This is a genomic window from Flavihumibacter petaseus NBRC 106054 (assembly GCF_000974785.1).
Lineage (GTDB): Bacteria > Bacteroidota > Bacteroidia > Chitinophagales > Chitinophagaceae > Flavihumibacter > Flavihumibacter petaseus.
The window spans coordinates 1-25,319 of record NZ_BBWV01000007.1; the positions used below are offsets into that span (position 1 = coordinate 1).

General features: G+C 49.7%; 14 protein-coding genes. 10 read left to right on the plus strand and 4 right to left on the minus strand.

The genetic code is table 11. From position 1 onward, the window contains the following. A partial coding sequence (locus FPE01S_RS23760) for a glycine-rich domain-containing protein (protein WP_157474154.1) occupies positions 1 to 8,853 on the minus strand: 8,853 nt, incomplete at its 3' end. Between the two features lie 110 nt (positions 8,854 to 8,963). Continuing rightward, positions 8,964 to 9,293: a hypothetical protein gene (locus FPE01S_RS23765; RefSeq protein ID WP_046371636.1), complete on the minus strand. Its 330-nt coding sequence runs from the start codon at positions 9,291 to 9,293 to the stop codon at positions 8,964 to 8,966. Positions 9,294 to 9,749: 456 nt separating this feature from the next. On the opposite strand from FPE01S_RS23765, the gene FPE01S_RS23770 reads away from it, so the two are divergent. From FPE01S_RS23770 to FPE01S_RS23780, 3 genes are read left to right on the plus strand one after another with little or no spacing between them, the layout of a single operon-like run. Further along, positions 9,750 to 11,132 (plus strand): TolC family protein, encoded by a 1,383-nt coding sequence (locus tag FPE01S_RS23770; protein WP_046371693.1) that lies wholly within the window; start codon positions 9,750 to 9,752, stop codon positions 11,130 to 11,132. Between the two features lies 1 nt (position 11,133). Next, positions 11,134 to 14,370, plus strand: coding sequence for an efflux RND transporter permease subunit (locus FPE01S_RS23775; protein WP_046371637.1), 3,237 nt, complete (start codon positions 11,134 to 11,136; stop codon positions 14,368 to 14,370). After that, the gene (locus tag FPE01S_RS23780) at positions 14,360 to 15,460 is read left to right on the plus strand and encodes an efflux RND transporter periplasmic adaptor subunit (protein ID WP_046371638.1); all 1,101 of its coding nucleotides are present in this window, start codon (positions 14,360 to 14,362) and stop codon (positions 15,458 to 15,460) included. The genes FPE01S_RS23775 and FPE01S_RS23780 overlap by 11 nt, the downstream gene beginning before the upstream one ends. A gap of 2 nt (positions 15,461 to 15,462) precedes the next feature. On the opposite strand, the gene FPE01S_RS23785 is transcribed toward FPE01S_RS23780, so the two are convergent. Continuing rightward, a complete protein-coding gene (locus FPE01S_RS23785; RefSeq protein ID WP_052956145.1) occupies positions 15,463 to 17,739 on the minus strand; it encodes a glycosyl hydrolase family 95 catalytic domain-containing protein in 2,277 nt (758 codons plus the stop codon). A gap of 124 nt (positions 17,740 to 17,863) precedes the next feature. Between FPE01S_RS23785 and FPE01S_RS23790 the strand changes: the two genes are divergently transcribed. The 7 genes from FPE01S_RS23790 to FPE01S_RS23820 all read left to right on the plus strand — a co-directional run bounded on the left by FPE01S_RS23790 (position 17,864) and on the right by FPE01S_RS23820 (position 23,987). Next, positions 17,864 to 18,328, plus strand: coding sequence for a RidA family protein (locus FPE01S_RS23790; protein WP_046371639.1), 465 nt, complete (start codon positions 17,864 to 17,866; stop codon positions 18,326 to 18,328). Next, positions 18,328 to 19,440 (plus strand): D-TA family PLP-dependent enzyme, encoded by a 1,113-nt coding sequence (locus FPE01S_RS23795; RefSeq protein WP_046371640.1) that lies wholly within the window; start codon positions 18,328 to 18,330, stop codon positions 19,438 to 19,440. The genes FPE01S_RS23790 and FPE01S_RS23795 overlap by 1 nt, the downstream gene beginning before the upstream one ends. A 5-nt stretch (positions 19,441 to 19,445) precedes the next feature. Continuing rightward, positions 19,446 to 20,528: a dipeptidase gene (locus tag FPE01S_RS23800; protein ID WP_046371641.1), complete on the plus strand. Its 1,083-nt coding sequence runs from the start codon at positions 19,446 to 19,448 to the stop codon at positions 20,526 to 20,528. A 10-nt stretch (positions 20,529 to 20,538) separates the two neighbouring features. Further along, complete coding sequence (locus FPE01S_RS23805) at positions 20,539 to 21,585, plus strand: AI-2E family transporter (RefSeq protein WP_046371642.1); 1,047 nt, start codon at positions 20,539 to 20,541, stop codon at positions 21,583 to 21,585. 86 nt (positions 21,586 to 21,671) lie between these two features. Further along, a complete protein-coding gene (locus FPE01S_RS25275) occupies positions 21,672 to 22,733 on the plus strand; it encodes a sensor histidine kinase (protein WP_052956146.1) in 1,062 nt (353 codons plus the stop codon). Beyond that, positions 22,720 to 23,403 (plus strand): LytR/AlgR family response regulator transcription factor, encoded by a 684-nt coding sequence (locus FPE01S_RS23815; RefSeq protein WP_046371643.1) that lies wholly within the window; start codon positions 22,720 to 22,722, stop codon positions 23,401 to 23,403. The genes FPE01S_RS25275 and FPE01S_RS23815 overlap by 14 nt, the downstream gene beginning before the upstream one ends. Positions 23,404 to 23,528: 125 nt before the next feature. Beyond that, positions 23,529 to 23,987 (plus strand): hypothetical protein, encoded by a 459-nt coding sequence (locus FPE01S_RS23820; RefSeq protein WP_046371644.1) that lies wholly within the window; start codon positions 23,529 to 23,531, stop codon positions 23,985 to 23,987. Here FPE01S_RS23820 and FPE01S_RS23825 read toward each other — a convergent pair whose 3' ends face one another. After that, positions 23,988 to 25,313: an MATE family efflux transporter gene (locus FPE01S_RS23825; RefSeq protein WP_046371696.1), complete on the minus strand. Its 1,326-nt coding sequence runs from the start codon at positions 25,311 to 25,313 to the stop codon at positions 23,988 to 23,990. Positions 25,314 to 25,319: the final 6 nt, after the last annotated feature.

Here is a 25,319-nt window from a genome sequence, read left to right on the forward strand (position 1 = left end):
GGTACCGCCATTGAGGCGGAACTCATATTCACCGCTACCGCCGGTCGGGCTGGATACAGTGATCTTGCCATTGGCTGCATTGAAGCAGGTTACGTCATCACCAGCTGCAGATGCTGAGAGCACAGCAGGCTGATCGATGGTCACCGTGCCAGGCAGGGTGATGATACAAGCCGGGTTGTTTTTATCGCGGATATCGATGTTATAAGTATCCGGTGCCAGGTTGCTGAACACCAGGCCTTCCTGCCAGGTACCGCCGTTGATGCGGAATTCGAATTCTCCACTGCCGCCGGTCGGGCTGGATATAGTGATCTTACCGTTGGCTGCATTGTAGCAGGTTACGTCATCGCCAGCTGCAGCTGCGGACAGCACTGCAGGCTGATCGATGGTAACCGTACCAGGCAGTGTTACGATACAGGTCGGAACATTCTTATCGCGGATATCGATGGTATAGGTATCCGGAGCCAGGTTGCTGAACACCAGGCCTTCCTGCCAGGTACCGCCATTGATGCGGAATTCGTATTCGCCGCTGCCGCCCGCCGGGCTGGAAACAGTGATCGAACCATTGGCTGCATTGTAGCAGGTTACATCATCACCAGCTGCAGATGCAGAGAGCACGGCAGGCTGACCGATGGTTACCGTACCTGGCAATGTCACGATACATGCTGGGTTGTTCTTATCGCGTACGTCAATAGTGTAGGTGTTGGGAGCCAGGTTACTGAACACCAGGCCTTCCTGCCATGTACCGCCATTGATGCGGAACTCATATTCACCGCTACCACCGGCCGGGCTGGACACCGTGATCTTACCGTTGGCTGCGTTGAAGCAGGTAATGTTATCACCACTTGCTGCTGCGGTAAGGGCCACAGGCTCATGGACAGTATAAGTTGTTGAATTGGAGCAACCACCCAATGCAGTAACCTGGATGACATAATCACCAGCCTTCAGGTTGGAAAGGTTAGCAGTTCCGGGATTGGTAAATCCAGCCACAGCAGAAGACCAAACATAGGTGAAAGGTCCAACGCCGCCGGTTGTCACCAGGGTGAGAGAGCCATCATTGCCTCCGTTGCAGGTAACATCATTTACAGTGGTTGCACCGAATTGAGGCGCACTGCAATCACCAAACTGGAAGTCGCTCATGCTGGTCAACCCCAGTACCTGGGCACTCGAACCATTGCGAATGCCCATAGAAAGGTTTTGCCAGCTGCTGCCGGAGTACTTGCTGCCGTATACGAATGCGGGCGTTACACCGGCATCCACGTCACCCGGTACCCAGGTGAAGGTGGCATCAAAAGTAGTAAAACCGACGCCACCAGAGCTGTTGTCCAGCGTCCAGTAGCGGCTGACAGTTTTATTAGGATCAAATGTGGAAGTAGCGATCTGGGGATGATCACCACCGGTAGTATGAATGGTAAGTCCGCCTTGTGAAGTCACACTGGCGAAAGATACTGTAGCAGGCGTGTAGTTTGTTGCATCACCAACATCAAATGTCTTGCTCACGTTGCTTCCTGTATTGTAGATGCGGCGGAGGTTTCCGAATACATATTTGCCCGGACCGGCATTGGTCACGCTGGCGAGGCCGCCCAGAACCAATGAATTAGCACCGGTAGTGATCTTGCCGCTGGCAAAATTCAGGACACCGTTGATGGAGACATTGGTGCTGATCGTAGCGCCTGCAGCATTGGTCAGCGTCAGGTTGTTGAAAGCACCAGGAGCGAGAGATGGGATATCCTGCACTGAAGTGCCATTAAAATTGACTGTGTTGTTTGTAACAATATAGCTTCCACTGGTAAAGGTTGCCGGTGTAGTGAAAGTGCCGGCTATTCCGATCGTTCCTCCGTTGGCCAGGGTCACGCTATTGGTTGTACGCGCCCCGCTGATTCTTAGATTATTGTAGTTAAGCGCATTCACTGTTTGCGCACCTGTTGCGTTATAGTCAACAGTGAGGCCGGTCAAAGTTTTGGTGGTGATGGTGTATTGTGACAGGAAATCAGGTGTTGCAGCGGTGCGGGTTACCAGTACGGTACCAGCACCGGTAAGTGTTCCGGAACCGCCAACTGTGTTTGCCGCAGCAGGAACAAGGGCTACGCCGGCATTGACATTAAGTTGTCCGTTTGCCGTAATATTTGCAGCTGTTGTTTTATTGCCAGAACCACTGAGAATCAGGTTGAAATATGTTGTAGCAAAAATTTGCTGGTCACCGCTCCGATTATAGTTTACTGTTGCTGCGGAACCATTGGCGGTAAAGGTATTGGTGTTGACACCTGAAACAGTTACAGGAGTCGCGCCTCCCAGAAACAGGGTGCCATTCTGGGACCCGGTTGCCATAGTAAACAACGCTGTCGAATTACCGGATGAGGTGGCATTAAGCACCAGCGATCCACCAACGGTTATGGAGCCGGTACTGAAATTAAACGTACCATGGTTAATGGAGCCACCTCCACCACTGGTGTTCGCATTAACAGTCAGGTTGCCGGTAATGTTTATTGTTGCAACAGAAGATGTAAGCGTAGTAGTTCGCGTATTGTTTCCACTGGCAGCACCAGTCTGGCCAAGTGTTAATGCACCGGTATTGACAGTTCCCGCACCAGTCAGCACTGCCGTTACGCTCCGGGTTGTTCCCAGATCGCTCTGCACAGTAATTGAATTTGCTGTAAGCGTGACACCGTTGCTTACTGTAAGCGTGTTCGTATTGGTGCTTGCATTACTGAATGTGATAGCAGTTGCAGTTGTATTGATATCTGCGGATACACCGGTACCGGTATTGTTCAGTGTGATATTGTTAAATGTAGTTGGCTGGCTTCCACCAATAGATTGACTGCCTGTACCGGCAAACGTAATCGTATTGGTGCCTGGCGTGAATACACCGCCGTTGTTCACCCAGTTACCGGAAAGGCTGAAGGTTCCGGATGGTGCAGTAAGTGCACCACTACTCATTGTCAGGTTGGTTACGGTCAGGTTACCGGTATTGCCGGTAAATGTTCCGCCGGAGATGGTCAATCCACCATTAAAAGTCTGCGTATTTGAACCCGCAGCATAATTACCTCCGGAGACCGTAGCCAGGCCTGTAACCGTATGGGTACTGGTGTTGGCATTGAAAGTTCCTGCTGTGTTCTGGAATGTACCGGTGGTGGTCATATTTGCACTAAGCTGAACCGTACCGGCGCTATTATGCAAAACATTGGCAAAACTCTGGCTGGTACTGATGGTCTGGGTACCGGTTGAAATAAAGGTTACGGTGTTGCCGCCGGCAGTGAAGGTACCGTTAGTACGGCTCCAGTTGCCGTTCACGGTAAAGGTTCCGGAAGGGGCAATCAACGTACCGCCGGACTGCGTTACGTTACCCGCTGCAACTGTTCCGGTGCTTCCGGTAAAGGTGCCGCCGGCAACGGTCAGTCCGCCGGTGAAGGTTTGCGTTCCCGTACTGGCGAGATAGTTGCCACTGTTTACAGTAGTTACGCCAGTGACGGATACAGCCTGGGTATTGGCATCGAAATTACCGGTACCGTTGGTGAGGGTACCGTTCACGACCAATGCAGTGCCGGTAACCTGAAGCGTTCCGGCTGTATTATGAAGAATATTATTAAATGAGGCTCCGCCATTGTTGAGCGTTTGTGTGCCTGCAGCTGCATTAAAGGTTACAGTACCTCCCTGGGCGATGAATCCGCCACTGCCATTGTTGTTGACAAAATTGCCACCGATGGTGAGGCCATAGTTGTTGGAAGTCACATCCAGGTTGGCAGACGCATTGATAGTCAGCGTGCCGTTAACGGTAGTGATGGCCGTTAGAGACTTTGTACCGCTGTTGCTTACCGTAAGACCGCCGTAGCCATTGGTAAGTGCAGGTATATTTTGTGCACCGCTGCCATTGAAATCAACCGTACTTCCGGTTGATGTATAGGCACCGGAACCGGCAGTAAATATATTGCTTACGCCGATTGTACCGGTACCAGACAGGGTACGGGCACCATTTCCGCTGTTACTGAGATTAATATAATTAAATGGTGTAATAGTCTGTCCACTAGCTGAAACATAGTCAACAACTGAAGATGCTCCCAGGGATATGGATCCGTTGGGTATTGAGAATGCAGTGGCTGCTCCACCGTTGAATCCGTTCGTATTGGCAGTACTGAAAGTGCCGAGAATAGTGGCAAATCCCGAACCGCTGATCGTTCCATCGTCGCGGAGATTTGCGCCGGCATTTACTTTCAATTCCTGACCGCTGTTCAGGGCAAACGATGGCAAGGTCACTACACCGCCGATCGTTACTTTCTTGCCAACTACCAGTGTGCCTGACAGGGCAAAGGTATTACTGCCACCCAGGGCAATAATCTCAAGGTTGCCGCCAAGGCTCAGGTTATTGGTTGTTGTTACTGAACCTGCCAGTCCGGTTATCCTTACATCTCCGAATGTGCTGGCTGGCCAGGTGGGCATTGACGTAATTCCGGTAATTTCAAGCAAACCGGGCGTGACATCGTTTGGCGTCCAGAAAGCAGCCGGGATAGTTCCCCCGAGCTGGTTATGGCGATAGGTTGCCGCTGAAGACACGGTAAGATTAGATGTGCCGTCGGTAACAATTTCTCCGCGATTTTCGAATTCACCGAAGGATTCCACCTTCAATACACCACCATTCTCAATCTTCAGGTCTACACCAGTACCATTCACTACGGTGAGTGATCCGGACAATACATCCGGCACGTGGAGTATCGACCCGCTTCCCGTGATGGTTGTCTGGTCTATTTCGATATTGGCGAAGCCGTCTATCGTAACATCTGCTGAGAATCCTGCAGCATACAGCAATATTGATGAGCTTGTTGTTGCAGTGGGATAGGTAACCGCCGGAACCCAGTTGGTTCCATCATGGGACTGTTCCCAGATACCCGGATCTGTCCAGTTACCCGTTTGATTGGTCCGGAACTTGTCATTGACATCGCCGGCAAATCCGTTCACGGCAAAATTGTCACTAACCGGAGAAGTGTTATTGGCCAGACCGGTGGTGGTTGCCGTTAGTGTAACTGACAGCGACTGAGCGGAGAATGCGGGATGGAAGGTCGCCACACCCTGAACCGCTGAAACCACCTGGGGATTGATAAACGTTCCTCCGGTAGCATTCAGTGTGACCGAAGAGGTGAATTGCTTATCCAGGTTGTTGTAAATATCCACAGCAATCACTTCAACCGGTTGGGTCTCGCCAATCTCTACATCACTGAGCGTTTGGGATGCTGCAGAGAATTTAATTTCAGAAGCATAAACCTGGATGGTATTGTTGTTGGATGACAGTGAAGAACTGGTTGTAGCAAATGAAGGATTAAACAGCGATCCGGCAGCTGATGCCGTTGCATTGGCATTGCCGATGGCGAACTGGAATCTTTCACCGTCGTTGACGGTAGTTTTGAAAGTAATATAAAGATCCAGTGTTTTTGCTGCGCCGTCTGCCGCAACCGCATTGCTGATAGCGGTGAAGTCGATCTGTTGACCGGTCACTGTACCATCAGCAATTTTGGTGGAGCCATCAAATAAGGCTACATGTTCAATCGTGTTTGACCAGCTTGCTACAGTATTGTTCGCACCAGCCACAATCGTCAGGCTGGAAAGAATTGTAGAAAGGTTATCAGGATCATTGAGGCTGGCACCACCGTCGCGGATATCGAAGGACCAGACTTTAAAACCATCGCTGGCTTGTGTAATGGTGCCTAATTTTGTTTTATAATCGATATCGCCGGCTTCTCCACCCTGGGCAGCCAGGTCAGAACCGGAAGAGGCGATCACGTTGAATGCCGTGCTGGTTCCCGCGTTGGGGATCTCATCTTCACCAGGATTGTCTGTTGCTGTGATCGTTACACCTGTACCTAATTCAGTAAGTATTACATTATTCACTACCACAGAATTCAGGCCTGCCGGGATGGAACCAATAACGGTGCCACCCATCGAACCACCGCCTGTGTTCGAAAGTGTAAAGCTGGTAGTTTCGTTTACATTACTTAGTTCATTAAAGTTATTGTATGCAGTAACCGTAACACTAAAAGGTGCTCCGGAAGTTACAGTAGTGGGGTTGTTTACCGTGACTGTAAACTTGTTTGGCGCGGCAACAAAACCGTAATCCTTACCGATTGCGATGTACTGGCCCCCAGATGTTAGGTCAGCTGAGACAAGTGGATTAGTTGCGCTAAAAGTATAGGGAGCAACGTTGTTATAGGTCGCGTTCACCTTTATCCAGGTGGACCCGGTATACAAACCAATCAGGTCTGTTCCGGTACTAAAATTCGCAGATGTTTCCAGGTCGTTAAACTGAACCGGATCAACCACCAATTGGCTACCGCCGGGAGTGGCCTCAGTGATCCGCCAGATCCTGTTGACCGTCAGCGCCGAAGAGGCAGCATTGGGAACAGCTCCATCTTCAACGCGGATACCATAAGTATCGGAAGGAAGGGATGAGTTTTTGAACGTGATCGGGTTGTACGCACTGTTACCTACCGGGAAGGTCACGAATGAAGTTCCGACCGATCGCTTCAGCTGCCCGGTTCCATCCGTTACAATATATTGGCTGGCTCCGGCGCCGATTACTGCGCCTGAGAAACCCAGGCTCAGATCGGCATTGACCAGGTGAAGCTTGCTGGATAGCGAGAGACCGTTGCTGACCGTTGAACTGCCGGTCAGGGTAGCCCCTGCTGTGTTGGAAAGAATGATTGATTCATAGGTTCCCTGCGGAATCGTTTGTGAACCGCTGCCATAAAACTCAACTGCTCCAAGCCAGTTTTTACCGGATGGGAGAGGGGTGTTGCTGGTGTTTTGTGTTTTGATCGTTCCTGAATTACTGATAGCGGTCAGGCTGCCAGACAGAGCAAAAGTGCTCAGATCAAAAGTTGCTGTACTGCTGGACTGGGTTAACGTGCCATTTACGGTAAGGTCGCCACCTGCTGTGCTTGTACTGCCACTATGATCCAGACGGAGATTATTATAGGTTCCGGCTACAATAGTTTGTGTGCCACCGGGTGCTATATAGGAAACCGTTCCGCCCCAGGTTTTTCCAGCGGGAATTGGCAGGGAGGTAGTATTGGTGGTGGTGATTGTTCCGTTACTGGTAATTGAACTGAGTGTTCCGGTCAGCAGATTGTTACCCAGCACAAATGTGCCTCCAGCCGTGGTCGTCAATGCGCCGGCGACTGATATGTTTCCGTTTGCAGTGTTACTGCCACTGGTATTGAGCAGCTGGAGATTATTATAAGTAGTTGTACCACCCATAATTACCTGGCTGCCGCTAAGTGCGGAATAAATAAATGTTCCACCCCAGGTAATGCCTGCAGGCACAGGTGCAGTAGTGATAAAGCTGGTATTGAAAGTTCCGGTATTGGTTACCGAACCATTCAGCGTAAGTGCTCCTGAACCGGCAACAAATGTCCCGGCGTTGGATAGCCCATTACTAAGCGTTGTAGATGTTGTAGAACTATTCGTCCAGCTGGCTCCATTTAACAACGTGACAGCCCCTGTGAAAGTTTTGGTTCCGGTAGTTGACCCAAAGACGAGTGTTCCGCTTGTTCCGCCACCAATAGTTGTGGTACCGCCAACGGAAAAAGTAAATCCACCAATAGTCAGCGTTGTTCCATCACCAATTACCAGGTTCTGACCAACAGCAAGGTTAGCTGCCGTGGTAGCAGTGGCTGTTCCGCCCAGGGTGAGCGTTCCGGTGACACTGCTGATAGATGTCAGTGTTTTAATACCGCTTCCGGATAAGGTAAGGTTGCTATAGGCTCGCGGATTCACCGTTTGCGCAGTACCATTGTATTCCACTGTGCTACCTGCACCTAAAACAACTGAAGTATAGTTGGAAGGAAAGTTAGCTGCGCCTACTTTAAGTGTTCCTGAACCGCTGACAGTAAACGTACTGGTATTGTTACCGTTCACTGTATTTGAGGTCAGGTCAAGCGTTCCGTTTACAGTTACAGTAGCTAATGCGGCTGAACTTACATTCGCCGTTACAGTATGTGTTGCGGCAATGATTACTGTACTACCCGCTACCGGAACAGCATTTGCATCCCAAACAGTTGGGTCATTCCAGTTGCCCGTCTTTGTTGATGTATAGGGAGGTAATGTATAGGTCACAATTACCCGGCCATTACCGCCGTTTCCCCCACGTCTGGTTGCGTTATTGGAGCCATTACCGCGGCCACCACCGCCACCGCCGGCCAGGCCGGTTACATCCCCGCCGTTACCTGCTCCCTGCGTCAATCCATCGCCACCGGCTGCTCCTCCAACAGTACCTCCACCACCATTACCACCTGCGTCCTGGTTACCCGCAGAGCCATTTCCGTTGTTGCCTGCACCACCACCACCACCACCACTATAGGTGTTACTTGTGCTTCCCGCAATACCTGCACCACCATTAAAGGTTCCCGTAGCTGCAGCACCGGCACTACCAGCCTGAGCTGTATTGTTTGTATTCAATGCTCCGCCACCACCGCCACCACCATTTGCGGTAACTGGCGATGCTGATGCGAAAGTAGACGCTTCACCGGCGGGTCCATTGGCATTTAACACACCCTGGCCACCCCGTCCTACAGTTACAGTTATACTACTGCCAGGTGTCACCACCACAGACGTTGCCCTGAAATAGGCTCCACCACCACCACCACCGGCATATTTATTTTGATTGGCACTGGTGCCACCTCCGGCACCACCACCGCCCCATAACTCCACTTGAACAGAAGTAACACCTGCGGGTACCACAAATGTTTGCGCTGAACCAGTCCAGTTATAAGTTTGTGTCGTCACCTGGGCGAACGCTTCGGGTACGCATAGAGCTTGCAGCAGCAACAAGACAATTCCGACTGCTGACCACTTTTGTACAACTGTTTTCATGATGCTAGGTTTACCGGTGAGGGGATTCAGGGTATATGCAGAAACACCAAATGCCTTCCGGGGAAGGCCTTGTTTGGCAGAGAAATTTGCAAGGTTTTGTGTAGAAGTTTTCATAGGCGGGTTCGGTTGTGTTGAAATTGCAGGTATACTTCTTCGTCAGGCTCAGGCCTGGCCGTCCACCCCACACCAATTGGCATTTTAAACCAATCCGGCAGATAGGGCAGTTGCCACACCGAACGAAACAGAAATAATAATGGAGAATCGAAGCAGCTACCGGTTACCAGGAACCGAAAATATTGATCGTTACTGGCACTAAATTTGCAGCCTGATAACCAGGCGAAAATCAGCTTCACGACAACGGTTACGCTGTTCAGGGGCACAAGCAGCCATAACAATGGCGCTGAACCATCAGGTTTAGGAGGCACACCGGGTGCTTTCATAAGTGATCTGTTAAATTTTCTACGGGCAGATCTTATCGTAATTGCATAGGAGTACAGATATGCTGCTTCACAGCAACATGCAGGTTGATAACACCATGTGATATCGGATTTCCGGAATGTATTTTGATACCAGGCGGAAATAGCCCATCCGCCTGAATTTCAGGCCAGTGAATTAATCAGTAATAACTAAAAAAAGTAGATACAACAAGAAGGGTGGTCTTTCGAAAGAAGTGGCAAGTGTAAGCAGTGGATCAATGAGCAATATCTGATCCTGCAGACAAGATAGAAAGTGTTTTTTTCAAATGCAAGTAATCCTGATTAAAAAATTTTTTTGAATTTCAGGTTACTTGTTTACCCCGATGCCGTATTTCCTCATCCCTTATTTCCACCTTAATATATAGCTTCAAAATTGCTTCAAATTCAATTGCAAGCTTTGTGTCAGCAAGCAAGCAGGATATGAGCAGAAGCAGTATAGTACTCTTCCTGGCACTTTTTTCCCTTCCGGGAATGGCCCAGGAAAAACTCAGCATCAGGGATGCTGTTGACATGGCCCTCAGGAATTTTCCCGCCATCAAGGCCAAACAAGCCTATCTCCAGGCCTCGCAGGCGGGCATTCAAACCGCCAGAAAGGAAGCACTTCCCAATTTCGTGGTATCCCTACAGCAAGACTATGGCACCGTCAACGGTCAGAACGGACCGCTTTACGGATTGGGTGGGTACGGGGTGGCATCCAGCGGCCTGCCACTTCCGGAACAAAACTGGAATGCCGCATTCGGGGCATTATATCTCGCCAATGTCAACTGGGACGTGTTCACGTTTGGCAGGAATAAACAAAAGGTCAGGACGGCCGGAAGTATCGCCGAACGCGACCGGGCCGACTACAGCCAGGAAATCTTCCAGCACGAGATCAGGGTTGCCGGTGCCTACCTGAACCTGGTCGCCGCGCAACGCCTCCGGATATCCCAGGAACAAAACCTTAACCGTGCTGACACCTTCAGGAACGTGGTTATCCGTAAAGCGATCAACGGACTTGTTGCCGGCGTGGATTCTTCCCAGGCCAATGCGGAGTTCTCCAATGCCCGATCAGCCCTTATCCTCGCCCGCGACGCAGAACAGGAACGAGCCAACCAACTGGCCTTCCTGGTAGGCATTCAATCGCAGGATTTCATCCTGGATACCACCTTGTTTTCCAGCAAACCGGATGTAAACAGGCAACCTGCCGCGGCTACCGAACATCCGACCCTTCAATTTTATCAGACCCGCATCAACCAGAACGAGGAACAGACAAAGTTGGTTAATGCTGCAAAATTTCCCGCTATCTCCGTTTTCGGGATTTACCAGACACGCGGGTCAGGTTTTGACTTCGGTTATTCGGCGGACCAGAAAGCCTATACCCAGTCGTACCTGGACGGCGTTAAACCCACCAGAAGCAATTACCTGTTCGGTGTTGGCATGTTCTGGAATATTACCTCACTAACGAGAGTCAAACAACAGGTCAACAGTCAGCAATACATTTCTGCAGCTCTTCAACAGGAATACAATGTTGCTGCTTCTCAGCTTAATGCACAGCAAGCACTCGCAGCAAATAAGTTGAGTAATGCCCTGGCAAACTACCAGGAAGCACCCATCCAGGTAAAGGCAGCTGCTGATGCCTATCTCCAGAAAAGCGTCCTTTATCATAATGGCCTCGCTACTATCATTGATGTTACACAGGCCCTCTATACACTGAACCGTGCCGAGACCACCCGTGATGTCGCCACCAGTAATGTGTGGCAGGCCCTGTTGCTTAAAGCAGCAGCGACAGGCGACTTCAACCTTTTTCTGAATCAATTGCAATAACATGAAACTGATCAGGTTAGCCCTAAGGAAACCCATCTCTATATTGGTACTCGTAGCTGGACTGCTCTTCTTTGGAATCGGTGCGATCCGCGATATCAAAGTAGACATCCTGCCGAAAATGAACCTGCCGGTCATTTATATCGCGCATCCGTTTGGCGGCTATACGCCCAACCAGATGGAATCCTATTTCGGGAAACAATATGTGAACATCCTTTTGTTCGCAAATGGCATCAAAAGCATCGAAACCAAAAACACCCAGGGCCTGATGCTGATGAAACTAACCTACTATGAGGGGACCAATATGGCGCAGGCGGCTTCAGAGCTCAGTGCCCTGTCCAACCGCGCGCAGGCCATTTTTCCGCCGGGAACGCAACCACCCTTCATTATCCGGTTTGACGCATCGAGTCTGCCAGTAGGTCAATTGGTGTTAAGCAGCGCACAAAGAAGCAATAACGAATTACAGGACCTTGCGAATGTTTACGTACGGGCGTCATTTACTTCCATTCCCGGCCTGCTGGCACCTCCGCCTTTCGGTGGCAATATCCGCACGGTAGAGATCAATGTTGATCCGGAAGCGTTGCGGGCACACAACATCACTCCCGACCAGGTGGTGGAAGCCATCCGCATCAATAACCAGACAGCACCTTCAGGAAATATCAGGGTAGGAGATAAACAATACATTACGCCTACCAATAATACTATCAAACAAATTAAAGATTTCGAAAACATTCCACTCTTTAAAGGCGGGGTCAGCAATGTTTACCTCCGTGACATTGCAACCGTGAAGGATGGTGCTGATGTCACATCGGGTTATGCCCTGATCAACGGAAAACGGTCTGTTTATATCAGTATTGCCAAATCTGCTGACGCCTCTACCTGGGAGGTGGTGAACAATCTCAAAGCCAGCCTCCCAAGAATACAAAGCACCCTCCCTGAAGACGTAAAACTGTCCTACGAATTTGATCAGTCCGTTTATGTCATCAACGCCGTTAAAAGCCTGATCAGTGAAGGTGTGATCGGCGCACTGTTGACCGGCCTGATGGTATTGTTGTTCCTCGGCGACCGGCGGGCAGCCCTTATCGTTATCCTGACTATTCCGGTGTCGATCATATCGGGGGTGCTGTTCCTCAAGTTATTTGGACAAACCATCAACATCATGTCACTCAGTGGCCTGGCATTGGCCATCGGCATCCTCGTTGATGAAAGCACGGTTACCATTGAGAACATTCACCAGCACTTCGATATGGGAAAACCCAAAGCACTGGCCATATGGGATGCGTGTAAGGAGATCGCCCTGCCCAAACTGCTGATCCTCGTCTGTATCCTGGCGGTATTTGCCCCTGCTTTTACGATGTCAGGTATCCCGGGTGCATTGTTCCTGCCTTTGGCACTGGCCATCGGATGCTCTATGTTCATCTCCTTTCTGCTTAGCCAAACTTTTGTACCCATCATGGCGAACTGGATCATGAAACCGCATCCCCATGCGATGACTGCGCCGGAAGGGGAGGAGGATACTATGGCGCAGAAGCGGGTGCTGGTGGAAAGAGAAGATTTCAACAACAATGGAAAGGTTGGTCCTTTTGAAAAGTTCCGGAACCGGTTCATGCGTTTCATAGACCGCATGATGCCTGCCAGGCGATTCGTGGTTGTCGCATACCTGGTTGTTGCCTCCGCCGCAGCCGTTCTGTTACTGGATCACATTGGCAAAGATGTTCTGCCGAAAGTGAATTCCAGCCAGTTCCAGGTAAGGATGCGTGCGCCGCAGGGCACAAGGATTGAACGAACAGAAGAAAAAGCACTTTCTTTCCTGCATGAGCTGGAAAAGATGGTTGGCAAAGAGCATATCGCCATTTCATCGGTTTACGTAGGACAACATCCCTCACAGTTTTCCGTGAGCCCGATCTACCTGTTTATGGCCGGGCCACATGAGGCAGTTTTCCAGGTAAGCCTGAAAGACTACCATACAGACATGGATGAATTCAAGGATAAAATCAGGGAGAGGATGCACCAGGTGATTCCGGATGTCCGCCTCAGTTTTGAGCCCATTGAACTTACCGATAAAGTGCTGAGCCAGGGTTCACCAACACCGGTCGAGGTACGTATTTCCGGTAAAAACAAAATCCAGAATGAGGTCTATGCCAACAAGGTGATTGATCAGATGAAAAACATTTCCTACTTGCGCGATGTACAGTTATCGCAACCCACCAAATATCCTGCACTGAACATCAATATTGATCGTGTCAAAGCGGCGCAGCTGGGAGTGGATATGAATGAAATCTCCCGTTCCCTGATTGCAGCGACGTCTTCGTCAAGATATACTGAAAAAAATAACTGGCTGGATGAAAAGATCGGTTTGTCATACAGCGTTCAGGTACAGGTGCCGCTGAACGAAATGACTACTGAACAGGACATCCAGGAGATCCCCCTGCTCAGAAACAGCAATCGCCCTGTATTGGGGGATGTAGCTACGATTACCCGTGACACCACCTACGGCGAAAACGACAACCTTGGCGCTATGCCTTACGTAAGTGTAACTGCCAACCTGTATAAAACTGACCTGGGTACTGCGGCAAAAGATATTGACAAGATGATATCCGGACTTGGTGAACTTCCCCGGGGATTGTTCGTGGACCGGATCGGGTTAAGCACCGTCTTATCAGAAACACTCAGTAACCTGCAGGCGGGTCTTCTCGTCGCCATAGTGGTGATTTTCCTGCTGCTTGCTGCAAATTTCCAATCCTTCCGCGTTCCCATGATTATTCTCACTGCGATACCTGCTGTTGTACTCGGAGCATTATTATTGTTGTGGCTGACGGGATCAACCCTCAACCTGCAGTCTTATATGGGCATCATCATGTCGGTGGGTGTATCTATTGCCAATGCTGTACTGATGGTCACCAATGCCGAACAATTGCGCCTTCAAAATCATGATGCCCTGAAAAGCGCCAGGGAAGCAGCTGCTTTAAGAATTCGTCCCATCATCATGACCAGCCTTGCAATGGTTGCGGGGATGTTGCCCATGGCTATCGGCCACGGCGAAGGTGGTGACCAGGTGTCACCATTAGGACGCGCCGTGATCGGCGGACTGATCGCATCGACAGTTGCTGTTTTATGTATTCTTCCACTGGTATTCGCCTGGGTGCAGGGAAAAAACAGTACAGATTCTGTTTCACTGGACCCCGAAGACCCGCAGAGCAAATTTTATCAACCCAAACATTCTAGTCACCATGAAATATAATCCTATCAACCTCATAATTGCCGGAGGAATGCTGATCTTGATGAACAGTTCCTGTCAATCTTCAGCCAAACCGGCTGATCCTGCACTGGCTGGTAAAAAAGCTATGCCGGAAACTTTCGTACTGGAAAAAGGAGTGTTGTCAACTACCCTGCAACTTCCGGGGGAACTGCAGGCTTTTGAAAAAGTGGACCTGTATGCCAAAGTGAACAGCTTTGTGAAAAAAATCCTCGTGGATGTCGGTTCAGAAGTGAAACAGGGGCAACTGCTGGCCATTCTTGAAGCGCCGGAGATCAATGCACAATTAAACGGAGCCTCTTCCCGGCTCAAAGCCGCTGAAGCGGTCCATCTCAACAGCAAAGCCTACTACAACAGGCTGCTGGAAACCAGCAAAACACCAGGCACCATTTCTCCAACCGACCTGGACCTTGCGCTGGCCAGGGAACAAAGCGATGCTGCCAACCTCGCTGCTGCCCGGGCCGCCTATACAGAAGTCAACAATAACCGTGACTACCTGACGATCCGTGCTGCTTTTGACGGCGTGATATCAGCGAGAAATGTCAATACAGGCGCCTATGTTGGTCCGGCAGGCAAAGGGTCAGAGTTGCCGATGTTTACCCTGCAGCAACAGAAAAAACTGCGTTTGATCATTGCCGTTCCTGAAGCGTATTCCGGACTGGTCAACCAGCAGAACGCCCTGACTTTTACCGTTCGGTCTTTACCTGGACAAACCTTCGAAGGGAAATTGGTCCGTTTGGCCGGCGCCCTGGATGCCCGTTTGCGATCACAGCATGTTGAAATGGATGTGATCAACAATGACAAGAAACTGCTTCCCGGTATGGTGGCGGAAATTTCCTTACCGCTGCCGGCCAGTGACAGCAGTTTTGTTATTCCGGAAACTGCGCTGATCAACGGCGCCGAAGGCAATTATGTGATCCTTTCCCGGTCAGGAAAAGCAAAAAAAGCCGAAGTCAAGAAAGGCCGGAACAGCGGCGGAAAATGGGAAATCTATGGCCAATTGCAGGCAGGCGATACGCTCGTAACCTCTGCAAGTGAGGAATACCGTGAAGGTACTCCGCTGTTGCCCTTATGACTTTACTCGAATGCATTTTTAAAGGTGATCTCCTGTCCGGCGGTCATATTGAAGGAAATAATTCCTTTTTCCTCCTGCAGAATGCTGTCCCGGGAAATTCCCTGCTGGATGAATGTGCGGAAAGGCAGGCGAATCCTGACTTTTCCGGCTTTCTCCGCCTTGAGCACTACTTCTTGCGGAACACCATTTGTTTTGACCGCATCCACCAGGATAGCGCCCGTGGCTCTGAGCTGGTGAAAGGAGCAATCCGCCCACGTAGACGGCAATGCAGGGAAAATGTCAATGAATCCCTGCTCTGAGCGGATCAGGAGTTCATGAATGCCTTGTGCAAATGCAAAGTTTCCCTCAAGCGTAAAAGGCCGGTAAGTAAAATTGGAGTATTGCCCTTTCTTCTGATCACCATTCAGGTGAAAACTGTTGGATGAGCAAAAGTTCTCCGCAAAAATGTGCAGGTATCGCAAGGCGCTGTCGCCCATTCCGGCGCTGGCATATAGGGACGCCGCCCAGCTGAAAGAGTAGCCACACCAGGCCCGGGTTCCCAGTTTCTGCAAATTGGCAAATGAGTTTTGCATGATGACTTTATCATCTTGTTTGTCTTTTGACAAAAGCTGGAGCGGATAAATCGCCATCAGGTTGCTGTGATGCCGGTGAGATTCCTTTAGCGGATAACCAGGAGCAACCGTGAGTCCGCTCGGGTCGGTATCAAGCGGCATAAAACTTTCTCCCTTTTCAAGAAGCTGCCCGGCAGCTTTGCCGGTTGCTGCTGAGTCCAGTTCTGCGAACCTGCGGTAAAAGTTGTGGATCAGGGCCAGGTCGTAATTGGTTGTTCGCTGGAACCAGGCATCGATGCTGTTGTCATTGATTTCCGGCGATGCACTGAGGGGCAACTGGCGTTTCCCTTTGTCGTTGGTAATTGCAATTCCATTCAGAAACTGATCAATCTGGCGGAAATATGGCAGACAATTTTCCTTCAAAAACTTTTCGTCTCCTGTATAGGCATATTGCTGGTAGAAGTGCTGCGCCAGCCATGCGGAAACGGTCGGACTCATCGAATACTGGATCCAGCCACCCATTTCTTTTCCATTAAGCGTAGTTACTCCCGGCACATTCAGGCCTTTCGTACCGAAGTAGCGTTCTGTCCAGTTTTCGTTCACCTTCTTCACCTTAAGCAACCAGTTCGTGAAAGATGCGGTGAGGTCGGTATGATTGGATACATATCCCGGCCAGTAACTCAGCTGGGTATTCAGGTCATGGTGAAAATCGCCCTTCCAGGGTGGAAGATTGCCGTTGTCCGCTGTCCATACAGCCTGCAGGGAAATGGGAGGCGTGTTGGCCCTGGCCACTGAACCGAACTTGTACATTTCCAGGTAATACTGTCTGCTCAGGAGGGTGTCAGGGATCTGTACGGAAGACCTATTCCAATAGTCCTGCCACCAGGCAATATGCGAAGGCCAGAATGTTGGCTCTTTTGACCGGGTATCTAAGGCCGGAAGGGAGGCTTTTGCATCCACAGTGATTGTCCAGGCACCGATCATACCATCTTTACCCATGCGTTGCCATTGCACGAGTACTTCATAATAATGGCCCTTCCAGGTTGGTTGGTGGTACCTGATTTCGCCATTCTTTTTCTGAATTGCCCCTGCGGCATAACCCAGCTGCTCGAGGCCCTGTCCGTCGACAACCATATTGCCTCCTACGGGAATGTTTTTCTTGTTATATCCGGGAATAATCAGTTGCGGTGTAACCACAGTACCTGCCGGAAGTTTTTCGAATGCGAAATAGCCTGTCATGCGATCAGCATGTACATAGCTGAGGAAACGGGTACCATTGGGATAAGTTAATGTAGCAAGGGCGGTACTGATATCCAGTTCGGCGGTTGCCGTTTTACCGAGGAAGGAACAGTTAAACTCTAGTGCCGCGCCGGGTATTTTGGTGGGAGCGGGGGAATTGTCATAAGGCACATCACCTACTGACTGAACAGTGTCATAATCCTTTTTCTTCACCTGATCGATCACCCAGCTGAATTTCAGCTGATCGATCTTGGGCATAGGCCGTTCGTCCCAAAGATCAACGTGGTCAAGTGATAACCTGAGGTTATCACCTTTCTGCCAGACCAATGCACCCATCCAACCATTACCCAGGGGAAGGGCTTCGTCCCACCGTGCAGGGATATTGTCAAAAATCAGGTTGTGTGAAGGTTTCGGTTGGGCGTTTACGTGAGCAAATGCAAGAAGGGCAGCAATTGCGGTCACCAGGCATAGCAGCGTTTGTTTCATCATGCTAAAAATCAACATTTTCCGTGGAGGCATCCACTTGATATTTGTTCATTTCTGACTAATAATGAACAGGTTGCCATTGACCGGAATTCACTAATTTACCTATTCAAATAACAAATCGCCAATAATGACTGCAGAAGAACGGTTGTTGTCACTCGGGGTGGAACTTCCACCGGCGCCGATGCCCGTGGGCGTTTATAAACCATTGCTGATCGTCGGAAACCAGGTCTTTGTCTCGGGGCATGGTCCCGTCAGAACTGACAAAACCCTGATTACGGGAAGGGTAGGAGAGCAGCTTACCAAAGAGGAGGGCAAAATTGCAGCGCGACAGGTCGGACTCACTATATTGGCTACTTTGAGGACCCAGTTAGGCAGCCTGGACAGGGTTGGCCGGGTGATCAAGGTACTGGGCATGGTAGGGTGTACGCCTGATTTTGGCGAACATCCGTTTGTGATCAACGGGTGCAGTGAGTTATTTGCAGCCATTTGGGGAGAAGAAAGGGGGATCGGTGTCAGAAGCGCTGTTGGCATGGGTTCACTACCGGGGAATATTCCCGTTGAAATAGAAGCGCTGTTTGAATTGAATAGCTAATGAGCAACTTTGCATTTGACTGGTACATGCTGCAACAACCAGAACTTGTTGCAAGTCCGGCGTTGCTGGTTTCACCGGAAGTCGTGCGGGACAATATCCGGAAACTGATCGGGATGGCCGGAAGTGCAGAAAAACTTCGTCCGCATGTGAAGACCTGCAAGGCCGCGGAACCGATAAAACTGATGATTTCAGAGGGGATACGTCAATTCAAGTGTGCCACTATTGCTGAAGCCGAGCTGCTGGCAACTTGTGGCGCCAGCGATATCCTGCTGGCATACCCGCTGACGGGGCCGGCGATCAGCAGATTTTTACGCCTTCGTGATGAATTTCCGGAAAGTGATTTTTCCTGCCTGGTTGACAATAGTGCGGGTGCATTGTCTTTAAACGAAGCTGTCAGGACCGGAAATCCTGTTCCTGTATGGATAGACCTGAATGTGGGCATGAACCGGACCGGAATTCTGCCTTCTCATGCGCGCGCTTTATATGATGAAATAAATGCCATGCAGAGCCTTCAATTCAGGGGACTACACGCTTATGATGGTCATATCCACCAGGACTGGCTTGGCGAGCGGCAGGAAGCGCTGGCAACGGCTTTCGCGCCGGTCTGGGAATTACGCGCCACCCTTGAAATGCTGGAAGGTGCACCTGTTAAACTGGTTGCAGGCGGAACGCCATCTTTCCCGTATCACCTCCAGCACAATCACGTGGAATGCAGCCCCGGCACTTTTGTGTATTGGGACCGGGGTTATGAAGGTTTCCAGGAACAACCTTTCCAACAGGCCGCTGTTTTGCTTTGCCGCATAGTTTCACTTCCTGCTGAAAACAGGATCTGTGTTGATCTCGGCCACAAGGCAGTTGCCGCTGAAAATGAACTTAGCCGGCGGGTCACTTTTTTAAATGCCGCCGACCTCAGGCCGGTATCACAGAGTGAAGAGCACCTGGTGCTGGAAATCAATCCAGGCCATGGCTACCAGGTGGGTGATGTTTTGTATGGAGTTCCGTATCATATATGCCCTACTGTTGCTTTGCATGAATCGGCAGTCTGCGTTCATGAAGGCATTCCGGCAGGGGAGTGGCTGACGGTGGCCAGAAAACGAAAAATCAGTATCTGAAACAGATGTTTTTGATAGACGCTCATCTTGACCTGGCCATGAATGCGCTGGAGTGGAACCGGGATCTGAGGCTTCCCGTGAACAAGATCAATGAAAGAGAGGAGGGGTTAAGCGACAAACCGGATCGCGGGAAGGCGACCGTATCCCTTCCGGAGTTGAGAAAAGGAGGTGTGGCACTGGTGGTTGCTACCCAGATCGGCAGGTATGTGGCTCCCGGTAACCCGCTATCCGGCTGGCATTCGCCGGAACAGGCCTGGGCTCAGACACAGGGACAGCTCGCATGGTATAAAGCCATGGAAGCGGCCGGAGAAATGCGGATGATAACGGATTTGGTTACACTGGATGCACATTTACTGGAATGGACACAAACCACAGCAACGGAATCATTGCCGGTTGGATATATCCTTAGCCTGGAAGGTGCCGATTCTCTGATTGATGTCAGTTACCTGGAAAAAGCCTGGCAATATGGATTGCGGGCAGTAGGCCCGGCCCATTATGGGCCAGGCCGTTATGCACCGGGTACAGATGCCACCGGTCCGCTGGAAAAGGATGGCCCGGCATTGCTCAGGGAAATGGAACGCCTGAATATGATCCTTGACGCCACGCATCTCTGCGACGAAAGTTTTTGGGAAGCGTTGTCCATATTTCATGGAAGCATCTGGGCCAGCCACAACAATTGCCGTGCATTGGTAGATCATAACCGCCAATACAGCGACGAACAAATCAAAGCACTGATCGAAAAGAATGCGGTGATCGGAGGCGCACTCGATGCCTGGATGATGGTGCCAGGCTGGGAGCGTGGGAAATCTACGCCACAGGCGATGAACTGTAATATAGACAGCATGATCGACCACATCGTACACATTTGTTCCATTGCAGGGAACAGCTTGCATGTAGGGATCGGCTCTGATCTTGATGGTGCATTCGGCAGGGAGCAATGCCCTTATGACCTGGAAACAATAGCCGATCTGAATAAACTGGCCGGCCTGCTCAGCAAACGGAATTTCACTGAAACAGATATTGACAACATACTGAGGGGAAACTGGCTGCGCTTCCTGCGGGAGACCTGGGCTAGTCCTCAAACTTAAATGCCAACACATGCCAACCAGCTTCCACGACCGGCTGCGCCAACTCTCCTTACTGGCCATTATCCTGTTGCTTATCTTCCTGCTGTTTCATTCACTGAGCGTATTTCTTCCCGGAATACTGGGGGCTGTAACACTCTACATTCTCAGCAGGAAAAGATATTTCCATCTGATTATGATTGAAAAGTGGCGGAAGGGGTGGACTGCCGGATTATTTTTATTATTCTACCTGATCATCCTTGGTGTTCCCATTTATATCGTTATTGCGTTGCTTCAGCCGAAAGTTCATGAATTCCTGACTAACCCGCAACAGTATGTCGACATGTTCAAAAATGCCGTCGAAACAATAGAAAAACGGTACAATTATGATGTGATGGGCCCCAATACCCTCAATGCAATATTTGAAAAGATCTCCACGATTGTTCCCAGGCTGCTGAACAGCACCACCAATATCCTGTTCAATCTTGCGATCATGCTTTTTTTGCTTTATTACCTGTTGATCAACGGGCAGGAGATTGAAAAATACAGTCGTAAAATAACACCGCTGAAAGCCCGGAACATCGACTTGCTGGTTACAGAAACACAAAACAACATTAAAGCCAATGCAATCGGGATTCCCCTGATTTCCATCATCCAGGGCATGACTGCCATGCTGGGTTATTATATTTTTGGCGTGCCTGAATTTGCCATCTGGGGCGTACTTACCGGTCTGTTTGCTTTTTTCCCGATGGTAGGTACTATGATCATCTGGGTGCCGGTTGTAGTTTTCATGTATGCAAGCGGAGAAACCTGGCCGGCAACGGGGGTATTGCTATACAGCCTGCTCGTTACCGGAAATGTGGACACACTGGCCAGAATGACGCTGCTGAAAAGAATCGGCAATGTTCATCCTGTCGTGACCATTCTGGGTGTGATTTCCGGGTTGAGTCTGTTTGGCTTTATCGGGCTGATTTTCGGGCCGTTGCTGATTAACTACATCATTGTATTGTTTCAGATCTACTTAAATGAATTCGTGCCGGGATTTGAAGATGAAGACGTTACAGATAAAGTCAGCCATTGATACAACATACCCTGCCGTTAAGGCTTCGATTTTCGCTGTTCATCATATCGCTTTACTGTTAGCAAATATTCTCGAATTTTATCACGGTGAAACGCTGGTGGCTACATATTCTCTTTTGGGTGATCTACCTGATCCAGGATGCCTTATTGCAAATGATCTGGGTAGCTCCGTCCGTATCCCAATGGTCTGATAACAAGCAGTTTTGGGTAGCTTTTCTTACTGCAACGGTGGCACTGATTCCGAAGGCTGGCCTGGCCTATTTCATTATGTATCGTCTTCTGTCGCAGTTTGTCGCCGGACCTGCTGAGCGGCGCAGCGCACTGGTGTCGCTGGCAATTGCATCTGCGATTTCCGTCTTCATTTCGCGCACTATTTATGCCTATGTTACTTTGCCCGTATTTTATGAAGGGCTGATCAAAACATATCATCCCTATTCGTTGCTGGGAATACTAATTTCGGTAATGGATACCGGCTTTGTTGCCGGCACAGCCACGGCAATCAAATTGCTGGTTGGGCAACTCAGGAGCAAAGAGCGGGAAAAAGAACTGGTGCGCGATAAACTGGAGACAGAACTGAAATTCCTGCGGCAGCAGACAAGCCCGCATTTTCTGTTCAACACACTGAACAATATTTATGCACTTGCCAGAAAGAAATCAGACAATACCGCTGATGTGGTGCTACGGTTGTCATCGTTGCTACGATTTATGTTGTACGAGTCGCGCCAGCCGGTGATCCGGATTGCCGATGAGCTGAATATTCTGGATGGCTATATAGAATTGGAGCGGATCAGGTATAATCACCGTTTGTCCATTGCATTTAACCGGGAAATAGATGACCCCAATCAGAAATTAGCGCCGTTGATCCTGTTGCCATTTGTTGAAAATGCTTTTAAACATGGTATCAGCGAGAGCAGATTTGACTCCTTTATTCATATGAACCTGCAGTTGAAAGGGGAGAAGCTGGAGTTCAGAATTGAGAATTCAAAAGAAAATGGAGAAGCTGAGAAACTCCGTGAAAATATAGGATTAAGCAACGTAAGGCGGCAACTTGAGTTGCTGTACCCCGAACATGAGTTACGGGTAAATAATCATACAGACCGGTTCGAAATTCACCTGAGTGTAAACCTGAATAGCCATGCAAAAATTTAATTGCCTCATTGTAGAAGATGAGCCGTTGGCTGCAGAAGTGCTGCAGGACTACATCAGTCAGGTGCCCTTCCTGACATTAAAAGCTACCTGCACCGATGCGATCTATGCACTGGACATCCTGCAACAGCAAAAAATAGATTGCATATTCCTGGACATACACCTTCCGAAACTTAAAGGACTGGATTTTATCAAAACGCTGAAACATCCGCCCCATGTGATCATCACTACCGCTTACCAGGAATATGCGCTGGATGGCTACGAACTTGATGTCGTTGACTATCTCATGAAACCGATTTCATTCAGCCGTTTCCTCATGGCAGTGAACAAATTGCAACAAATCAATTCCGTAGCGGAGCGTCAGCATATCCTTTTTAATGTCAACAAAAAGAAAATTCGGGTATACCTGGATGAGATCCTGTACATTGAAAGTTTGAAAGAATATATCAAAGTCACTACAACTGACAAGGTAGTACACACGAAATTTCAGATTGGCCAGATTGAAGAAATGCTGACTATGAATAACTTCCTGCGCATCCACCGGTCCTTTCTTGTTGCCCGCAACCGTGTGGATGCATTCTCCGCGACAGAGGTGGAGATTGGAAGCTACGTTTTGCCGATCGGGCGATCCTATAAGGAAGCGGTGATGCACGCTTTGGAAGCGACCGGATGACCGGCCGGAAGACGATAAGTGCTATCAGTGGGTAGTTGGTTGCTATCAGGTTGCAGTACCGATATCAGCCGGAATCAATTAGTAAATTCAATTCCGGCATTTGCTCGCTGCCAGTTCTGAGCACCATGAAAAATAAAACAGGAAAAATCCTCAAGGCAGGAATAATAGTAGGTTGCCTCGACCTGGCAGCAGCTTTTGTGATGGCCTGGTTCAGAAGCGGGGCCAGTCCGCTGGCGGTGTTGCGCTATATCGCCGCGGGACTTTTAGGGCCGGCTGCATTTAAAGGGGGGGCTGGCACAGCTTTGCTCGGCCTGTTGATTCATTTTTGCATTGCGCTTGCATTTACCTGGATCTTTTTTCAATTGCTGAAATACCTGCGAAAATGGGTCCCTTCACCAATTTTGCTCGGAATCCTGTTTGGGGTATTGGTGTGGACAGTCATGAACCTGCTTGTATTACCGGTATCACAGCTGCCATCCCGTCCGTTCAGATGGAAAGGAGCGTTGGAAGGAATGGCGATCCTGATCCTGGCAATCGGAATACCGTTAAGTTTTCTCAGCAGGAAAAACTACAATACGGATTGATTACCTGATGCGGGTTTGGCTCAGAAACCTGCTGATCAGGAATACAGAGGCAAGGGTGAGACCGGCGATCAGCCCGATCCAGATGCCATAAGGTCCCCACCCAAAATGAATTCCCAACAGATAACCCACGGGCAGGCCAACAACCCAATAGGCGATACCAACCAGGATGGTAGGTAATTTTACGTCCTTAATTCCTCTCAGTAACCCTGCACCAATTGCCTGGGTGCTGTCTGATATCTGGAAAACTGCGGCACAAAGCAGCAGTCCTGCAGCAGTTTCTATCACTGCCTGATTATCGTTAAAGAGTGTAGGGAGGATGTTGCGGAACAGGGTAAATCCGATAGCGCATAGGATGCCGTATAAAAGAGCAGTGGCCAGCGTGCTTTTGCCGATGACGATGATTTTTTGTCGCTCATTGGCACCAAATGCATTACTCACACGAATGGAACCTGCCTGCGCGAGCCCCATGGAAACCATGAAAGTAAAAGAGGCGCAGCTGAGGGCGATCTGATGAGCGGCTTGTGGTACGGCGCCCAGGGTTCCGATGATAATGCCGGAAACAGCAAAAGCGCCCGCTTCCATACCAATCTGGAGACTGCTGGGAATGCCGATGTGGAGCAGTTCATAAATCGTTTTGGATTTGAATTTCCACTGCGTTTTACCTACAGCAATATATGGCCGGAACTGCCGGTTTCGGAAGATCACGATCCCCAGAATCAGGCAGATGATCGAACGGGTAATCAGCGTAGACCAACCTGCGCCGACCAATTCCAGTCGTGGAAAACCTGCGTTTCCAAAAATCAGCAGCCAGTTAAGAAACACATTGAGCGGCAGTGCCAATAACGACAGGGCCATGGCCATTTTGGTGAACTGGAGACCATCAGCGAATTGTTTCAGCGTCATAAACAACAGCATCGGAACTATGCTGATGGCCATCAGTTTCATAAATGGAATGGCCAACCGCACTACTTCAGGGTCCTGGCCAAGGCTTTCCAAAAACGGCGTGCCCCAAAGCAATAATCCCGCAATAACGAGTGCCGTAACGGCACATAAAATAAATCCGTTGAAAAAATAATGGGAAACAAGTTGGCGATCCCGCTTTCCATGAGCCAGTGACACCATCTGGGAGACGGAAATCGTCATTCCGATCCCAATCACAAATGGAATATTCATGGCATTGAGTACCAACGCCGAAGCAGCCAGTTGTTTATAGCTGATCGCACCTACCATTGCTGCGTCAATCAGGTGCAGCGCCATTTGAGCAATTTCTCCGATCACAATGGGAAATGCCAGGGCAAGGGTCCTTTTCGCTTCAGTTCTTAACATATCACA

Coding starts and splice junctions, on each gene's coding strand:
- FPE01S_RS23815 (WP_046371643.1), top strand. CDS start 22,720: ATGCAAAAATTTAATTGCCTCATTGTAGAAGATGAGCCGTTGGCTGCA.
- FPE01S_RS23765 (WP_046371636.1), bottom strand. CDS start 9,293: ATGAAAGCACCCGGTGTGCCTCCTAAACCTGATGGTTCAGCGCCATTG.
- FPE01S_RS23770 (WP_046371693.1), top strand. CDS start 9,750: ATGAGCAGAAGCAGTATAGTACTCTTCCTGGCACTTTTTTCCCTTCCG.
- FPE01S_RS23825 (WP_046371696.1), bottom strand. CDS start 25,313: ATGTTAAGAACTGAAGCGAAAAGGACCCTTGCCCTGGCATTTCCCATT.
- FPE01S_RS23795 (WP_046371640.1), top strand. CDS start 18,328: ATGAGCAACTTTGCATTTGACTGGTACATGCTGCAACAACCAGAACTT.
- FPE01S_RS23775 (WP_046371637.1), top strand. CDS start 11,134: ATGAAACTGATCAGGTTAGCCCTAAGGAAACCCATCTCTATATTGGTA.
- FPE01S_RS23820 (WP_046371644.1), top strand. CDS start 23,529: ATGAAAAATAAAACAGGAAAAATCCTCAAGGCAGGAATAATAGTAGGT.
- FPE01S_RS23780 (WP_046371638.1), top strand. CDS start 14,360: ATGAAATATAATCCTATCAACCTCATAATTGCCGGAGGAATGCTGATC.
- FPE01S_RS23785 (WP_052956145.1), bottom strand. CDS start 17,739: ATGATGAAACAAACGCTGCTATGCCTGGTGACCGCAATTGCTGCCCTT.
- FPE01S_RS23790 (WP_046371639.1), top strand. CDS start 17,864: ATGACTGCAGAAGAACGGTTGTTGTCACTCGGGGTGGAACTTCCACCG.
- FPE01S_RS23805 (WP_046371642.1), top strand. CDS start 20,539: ATGCCAACCAGCTTCCACGACCGGCTGCGCCAACTCTCCTTACTGGCC.
- FPE01S_RS23800 (WP_046371641.1), top strand. CDS start 19,446: ATGTTTTTGATAGACGCTCATCTTGACCTGGCCATGAATGCGCTGGAG.